Source organism: Comamonas odontotermitis, from assembly GCF_040396735.1.
Taxonomy (GTDB): Bacteria; Pseudomonadota; Gammaproteobacteria; order Burkholderiales; family Burkholderiaceae_C; genus Comamonas; species Comamonas odontotermitis_C.
Genome location: NZ_JBEBNZ010000061.1, coordinates 1 through 4589, shown reverse-complemented (window position 1 = coordinate 4589; position 4589 = coordinate 1). Strand labels below are relative to the sequence as shown.

Below are 4589 nucleotides of genomic sequence, written 5' to 3'. Positions count from 1 at the left end.
ACATCATTTGTAGCCTGTGCTGCGGCATCGCAGCCTGCGGAGCAATTGTTTGGCGTGGGCGTATTTGCAAAATTCGATATATAGCCATTCAGATTTTGCAGAGCGTTCGGGCTGATTTTCAGACGTTCGCTTAAATCTTCAATCAGGCGAATCGCTTGTTCACGGCGCACTGTATTCTGTGTATCGGAGAGCGTACGCAGTTGAATGCCGATCATTCCTATGACGCCAAGTGCAGCAAGAACAATGGCAATCAGTGATTCAAGCAAAGTGACACCACGCTGGCGTGTTTTTTCATTGAACATGACGGGTTTCAATCTCAACATGGTAAATCTGCCGTATGAACTTTACGGACACGTCCCCCTTGACTCATGCATAGGCCAATGGCTGCTGGGTCTGAGAGGCTTTTTCCTTGAGGAACAATGGCAAAACCGAAGGGTTGGTTAGGCGCACCCCAACGATCAAATGTGATGGATGCGGTACTTACAGATCGGGTGACTTGAATATTTCGAGGCGTTAGAAATCCTTGCAAACGAGTATCCTCATTATCAAAATTTCCGTTCGCATTGGCATCACTGAAAACATACCAACCACAGTCCCACTCATCGGAGCGATTTGCCAAATTGCAATCATTGGTACCGGTGGCTTCTTTTCGCAAGGTGATATGTCCTCCGCGGCGAATGGCCTCGGAGCGTGCGAAATACAAGGTTGACTGTAGCCCGTCAAAGGTCTGCACAGCGCGCCAGCGTTCCATCAGACTGGTAAAACTGGGTGCGGCCAAGGCAGTCAGTATTGCCATGATGGAAATAACCACCATCAACTCGATGGCTGTAAAGCCTTGATAATGGCGTTGTGGATATAAGTAGCTCATGCCCGCAAGCGTAGTAGCGGGCAAAAATAAACCGTTAAACGGATGACGGGTGGCGGACAAAACATGACAGATGGAAGCTGTATTAGTAAACGCGCCACAATAGAGACTTAACCAATCAATAGATAGATTTTTGTGAACTCACATATGCTCAGGGCGCTGGATCTGGCTGGCAGCGCACTTTTCCTGACCTCTCCCAATCCCCGTGTCGGTTGCGTACTGGTGGATGGGCAAGGCCGCGTCATTGGAGAAGGCCACACCCAGCGGGCTGGAGGCCCGCATGCCGAAGTGATGGCGCTGCGGGATGCGAGTGCGCGCGGGCATAGCGCCCATGGCGCAACGGCCTATGTGACGCTGGAGCCTTGTTCACACCATGGGCGCACCGGGCCCTGCTGTGATGCATTGGTCGCTGCCGGCGTCAGCAAGGTGGTGGCGGCTGTAGCAGACCCGAACCCCCTGGTGGCGGGTAACGGCTTTGCGCGATTGCGCGCGGCGGGCGTGGCTGTGGAAGTGTGCGATACGCAGAACGGCGGGTCGGCGTCGCGCGACTTGAACATCGGCTTTTTCAGCCGCATGGTGCGCAAGACTCCGTGGGTACGACTCAAGTCCGCTATGTCGCTGGATGGGAAGACGGCCTTGGCCGATGGCAGCAGCCAGTGGATTACGGGCGAGGCGGCACGTGCGGATGGTCACCACTGGCGCGCCCGCGCCTGTGCCATCCTTACCGGCATTGGCACCGTGCTTGCAGATGACCCCGCTTTGGACGTGCGTTATGTCGATACGCCGCGCCAGCCACGCCTGGTGGTGCTGGACAGCCAGTTGCGCATGCCGCCAACGGCGCGCATCTTTGCCGCCTCACGCCAGGTGCTGATCTATTGTGCGCAGAATGATGCCGGGCGCCGGGCGGCCCTGGAGGCCGTCGGTGCAGTGGTGGTCTGCCTGCCCGCAGCCAATGCCGCAGGCATTGACCTGCCCGCTCTGATGCGTGATCTGGGCCAGCGGGAGGTGAACGAGTTGCATGTGGAAGCTGGCGGCCTTCTGAATGGCGCCTTGCTGCAGGCCGGGCTGGTGGACGAGCTGGTGCTGTACCAGGCCCCTGTGCTATTGGGCCAAGGCCAGGATGCCTTTGGCGGCATGGCTTTGGCACAGTTACAAGATGCACCGCAGGTGGAGATGGTGGAGAGCACAACCATCGGAGCCGATCGACGCATTGTCGCCCGCCTCTCCGGTCACTATGATTTTTGACATGCAACCGCTTGCCACATAAGCGCCAGCAGCGGTTTTACCCTGCAGGCGCTCATCAGCACCGGCCGCGCATTCAGCCATTCAGCCTGGGGCTGCGTTTTTAAGGAGCTGCGTCCTAGCTTGCATACCCAAGGCACGCACCCGCATTGGGCAAGCCTTTGCATTCGCGCAGCAGGCGGCGGTCGCGTTCCGAGGCGCTTTCACCCCCCAGGTTCTTGCTGCGCTTCGCCTTATGGGTTTTGGCGGCATGCGTTTCGGCAGTGGTGCCTCGTTTGCGGCCGGCCCACGCATCGTGGGGTGCCAGCAGAGCCACACTGATGAAAGCGGCCATCAGTGTGCATGCAATGTATGGTTTTCGCATAGATCTCCTCCGGATTTGCATGGGTCATGCTGTCTCATGCGGTTGCCAGCTTAGGCCACCGGGCCGGCTCCAGCCAGCCCGCAGCGCAAGAAACGCCGTGCCGTTGCACGCGCGCGACGCACGCTGCAGACACCGCCGGCCAATAACGTCGGACACCGCCGTTACAACCATTGCCAGATGCACAGTGCGCTGTTTTGCCCCGCACAATAGGGCTGCCGCCTGTTTTCGCATTCACCATGTTCATTGATACTGCGCCCTCTTCTGCCAATCCAGTCCACGCGCTGCCTGCACCCCGGCCGCTGCGATGGTTTGCGGGGCTCGCCATTGCAACTGCCATGCTGACAGGTTGCGCCACCAAGCTGCCCACCCAGGTGGAGAGGCCGATGTCCCATGCCGTGTCGCCCTCTGCCAGCACCACCCTGGGGGCACTCACCTACCAGCGCAAGCAGGCAGAGAACAAGGCCGGAGCCGAAGCCTCGGGTTTTCAGATTCTGGCCGGCGCCCAGGCTGCCTATGGCGCACGCCTGGCACTGGTGCAAGGCGCGCAGAAGACGCTGGACCTGCAGTACTACGCCATCCATGCCGATGCCAGCACGGCCCGCCTCCTCGATGCCGTGGTCAAGGCGGCTCGCCGGGGCGTTCGGGTACGGGTGCTGCTCGACGATTTTCATGGCACCGGGCGCAATGCCCAGGTGATGCGCCTGGCGTTCGAGCCGAATATCGAGATGCGCATGTTCAATCCACTGATGGGCAGCCGCGACTCCCCGTTCAGCCGCATGTGGTATGCCGCAACCGATTTTCAGCGCGCCCAGCAGCGCATGCACAACAAGCTGTTTCTGGCCGACAACGTGATGGGTGTGATGGGCGGGCGCAACCTCGGCGACTCCTATTTCGACAACGACGACAGTTCCAACTTCCTGGATACGGACGTCCTGATCCTGGGGCCAGTGGTCAAGGATCTGTCCCGCAGCTTTGACCGTTATTGGAACAACGAACGCGCCTACCCGGTGCAATCGCTGATCAGCAAGGATCAGCTGCTGGCCATGCAGCTGGCGTCCCAGGCCGGCGACGCAGCAGGCGCTGGCAATAATGGCGCGGGCCTGAGCGCAAGCGCCAGCAGCACACGCCCCATGCCACCGGATGGAGAACCCCGAGGCGGCAGCATTTCCACGGAGCAGCGCACCCGTGCATGGGACATGCAGGCGCTGGATCTGCGGACGACCCCGCTGGTTTGGGCGCGGGCCGTGATGATTGCCGATGAACCCAGCAAGATTCCCGCCGTCGATTCAGATGGCAAGAGCGAAGCCATGACCACGGCCCCCGGCGTGATGGAGAGCCAAGCCCTGCGCCAACTGCGCCTGCGGTCTGCGCAGGCCGCCTCTCGGGCCTCCACCAGCGGGGTGAGGCAGCCGCCGCCTGCTGCCGACTCTGTGGTGGATGGCCTGATCCATCTGCTGGCGTATGCCAAAAAGGACTTGCTCGTCGTCTCGCCCTACTTTGTTCCCAACGAAGACATGCGCTCGGCGTTCAAGGCTGCGGTGGAGCGCGGCGTGCGCGTTCGCATTCTCACCAACTCGCTGTCATCGAACGACGCGCCCATCGCGCACGTGGGCTACGCCAGGTACCGCGAGGAGTTGCTTCGCAGTGGCGTGGATCTGTACGAGCTCATCAGCGACGACAGCACCTTGCGGGCCGCTTTTGGTGTGGGCAGCGGGCAAAACAGCTTTCTCGAAGGCAAGCGCATCATGCTCCATGGCAAGATTCTGGTGCTCGACGGCCAGTTGTTCGTGACCGGCTCGATGAACCTGGACGAGCGCTCCAAACTGCAGAACACCGAGATTGCCGTTTTGGTGCGCAGCCGCGAGCTCTCCCGCCAAGCCACCGACATGATTGAACGCGGCCTGCAATCGGGCGCCTGGCATGTGGTGTTGCAGGATGGAAGGCTGGTGTGGAAGGCACCCCAGGGTAGCCAGTTGCAAGACGAAACCACGGAGCCCGATACCAGCCTGCCGCTGCGGCTGATGCTCAAGATCATCAGCCCGTTTACACCGGATTCGATGCTGTAAGAACGTGTTTACGATCTCCTCGCGCCGCGACAGTGGCTTTGCGGGGCGCCCG

At 60.2% G+C, this 4589-nt stretch carries 4 protein-coding genes; 2 read left to right on the top strand and 2 right to left on the bottom strand.

What is annotated here, in order from left to right; all coding sequences use genetic code 11:
* Positions 1-302: type IV pilus modification protein PilV (gene pilV, locus ACH2DG_RS20880; protein ID WP_395028517.1), on the bottom strand; the 302-nt coding region annotated here is incomplete at its 3' end.
* 14 nt (positions 303-316) lie between these two features.
* A complete protein-coding gene (locus ACH2DG_RS20875) occupies positions 317-928 on the bottom strand; it encodes a GspH/FimT family pseudopilin (protein ID WP_395028515.1) in 612 nt (203 codons plus the stop codon).
* Between the two features lie 84 nt (positions 929-1012).
* Here ACH2DG_RS20875 and ribD point away from each other — a divergent pair, with 84 nt between their 5' ends.
* Both ribD and ACH2DG_RS20865 read left to right on the top strand, forming a co-directional pair.
* Positions 1013-2110 carry a bifunctional diaminohydroxyphosphoribosylaminopyrimidine deaminase/5-amino-6-(5-phosphoribosylamino)uracil reductase RibD gene (ribD, locus tag ACH2DG_RS20870; protein WP_395028519.1) on the top strand — a complete coding sequence of 366 codons (1098 nt, stop codon included), beginning with the start codon at positions 1013-1015 and terminating at the stop codon, positions 2108-2110.
* A 597-nt stretch (positions 2111-2707) separates the two neighbouring features.
* Positions 2708-4537, top strand: a complete 1830-nt coding sequence (locus ACH2DG_RS20865; RefSeq protein ID WP_395028513.1) for a phospholipase D family protein — start codon at positions 2708-2710, stop codon at positions 4535-4537.
* Positions 4538-4589: the final 52 nt, after the last annotated feature.

Coding starts and splice junctions, on each gene's coding strand:
- ribD (WP_395028519.1), top strand. CDS start 1,013: ATGCTCAGGGCGCTGGATCTGGCTGGCAGCGCACTTTTCCTGACCTCT.
- ACH2DG_RS20865 (WP_395028513.1), top strand. CDS start 2,708: ATGTTCATTGATACTGCGCCCTCTTCTGCCAATCCAGTCCACGCGCTG.